Source organism: Kitasatospora sp. NPDC034533 (genome assembly GCF_055575155.1).
The window spans coordinates 1-1,987 of the sequence record NZ_JBVITE010000156.1; the positions used below are offsets into that span (position 1 = coordinate 1).

Consider the following 1,987-nt stretch of genomic DNA (forward strand, 5'->3'; position numbering starts at 1 on the left):
GCATGTTGCGTCCTGAAAGCTGGTCCAGGCTTACGGGTGTGAGTCCCGTCCGGGTAGACACCGGAGTGCCCGGTAGCAGGTCCCGGTTCGTCGTGGAGACGCGGCGGGCTGAGCGGGATGTCGAGAGCCTCTTCGGAGGGAGCAAGCACGCGGGCCGTAGCATCAAGCGAACCTTGCAGCCTCGTCAGAGCTACAGCGGAGAAGCCGAGCCCGTCATGTCGGGGCGAAGGCCATGTCCTGGGGGCCCTGTTCCGGGGTCAGCCCTCGGGGTTCTTCCGGGGTATGGAGGGCGGCACGTGTGCATAGTCTGGGCCGGAACAGGAGAGACCCGTCTGCCTGTGCCTTTCGTCGGGCAAGAGACCGGACGTATAAGCCGATGGTGAAGTCGTCCGGAGGGCAGCGGGAGTCTGATGGGGTCGTAGTACCGCTGATCGGCGTGCAACACAACGCGCCGGGAGGGAAGGGCCCCAACTTTGATCACGCTCGTGGCGGAGGTAAGCGCGAGGGCATGGCCGGAGAGAGACCGGTCAACCACCCCGGCGGGGAGTTCCCCGTCGTAGTGGATGGACGGGCGTCCGTCCTGAAAGTGCGAAAACTCCAACGTGCGCTATGGGCTGCGGCCAAGCAGTCTCCGGAGCGGCGTTTCCATGCCCTGTACGACCGTATCCACAGGGGTGACGTCCTGTGGGAGGCGTGGGAGCGGGTCCGGGCCAACAGAGGGAGCGCCGGGGTGGATCGGGTCACCCTGGAGTTCGTGGAGAAGGAGTACGGGGTTCGGCGGATGCTCGGCGAACTCCAGCTCGCTCTCCGCTCGGGCACGTATCGTCCCGCGCCGGCCAGGCGTGTGGACATCCCGAAACCACAGGGTGGCAAGCGGCCGCTGGGCATTCCCACGGTGCGCGACAGGGTGGCCCAGCAGGCGGCGAGGATCGTCCTGGAGCCGGTGTTCGAGGCGGATTTCCTGCCGTCCTCGTACGGATATCGGCCGAAGCGGTCGGCGTTGCAGGCGATGGAGCGTCTTCGGACGGGTTTCATCGAGGGCCGCTGTGTCGTGGTGGAGTTCGACATCCGCAACTTCTTCGGCGAGATCGACCACGGTCGCCTTCTCACCGAGGTGGGGCGGAAGGTGTCGGACCGCAGGGTGCTCAAGCTGCTGCGGTTGTGGCTCCAGGCGGGTGTGATGGTGGACGGGGAGGTGCGGCGGACGGTCGCCGGAACTCCGCAGGGCGGGGTGATCTCACCCCTGCTGGCCAACATCTACCTGCACGTCCTGGACACCGAGCTCGCGGAGCGCGGTGTCGGTGAGCTGGTGCGGTACGCGGACGATGGTGTCGTTCTGTGCCGGTCGGTGGCCAATGCCAGGGCGGCCTTGGCGGCGGTCGGGGAGATCCTCGGCGGGCTGGGGCTGGAGCTGCACCCGGACAAGACGAAAGTGGTCGATCTCAGAGAGGGCCGGGAAGGACTCGACTTCCTCGGCTGCCACTTCAGAGCCCGCTTCTCGGGCCGGATGTGGGAGAAGTACCGCAAGGTGCGCTTCTACCTGCATCGCTGGCCCTCGCAGGCGGCGATGAAGCGACTCCGGGAGAAGGTCCATGACAGGACCGACCGCCGTCGGACGGGAACGGACATCCGCGAGGTGATCGCGGAGTTGAATCCGATCCTGCGCGGCTGGGGCGCCTACTTCCGAACCGGGAACGCCGCCCGGAAGTTCACCCAGATCGACCGCTACGTTGTGTGGCGCCTCCAAGGACTCATGGTGAGGAAACGGGGTCGCAACCTGCGAAGGGGTCAGCACAAGGAGTGGACGGAAGAGTGGTTCAACGGGCACGGCCTGTACCGCCTGCGTGGCACGATTCGCTATCCGAAGACCGCGTAACCCAGTCAAGAAGATCATCGGTAAGCCGTGTGCGGGAAAACCGCACGCACGGATTGAAAGGGGAACGGGGAAACGGGCCCACTGGGCACCGCGCCCCTGACTACCAATGAC

The 1,987-nt window shown here is 66.0% G+C and carries 1 protein-coding gene; it reads left to right on the plus strand.

What is annotated here, in order from left to right:
• Positions 1–508: 508 nt before the first annotated feature.
• Positions 509–1,876 (plus strand): group II intron reverse transcriptase/maturase, encoded by a 1,368-nt coding sequence (gene ltrA, locus ACZ55U_RS38980; RefSeq protein ID WP_465534372.1) that lies wholly within the window; start codon positions 509–511, stop codon positions 1,874–1,876.
• The last annotated feature ends 111 nt before the right edge of the window (positions 1,877–1,987 follow it).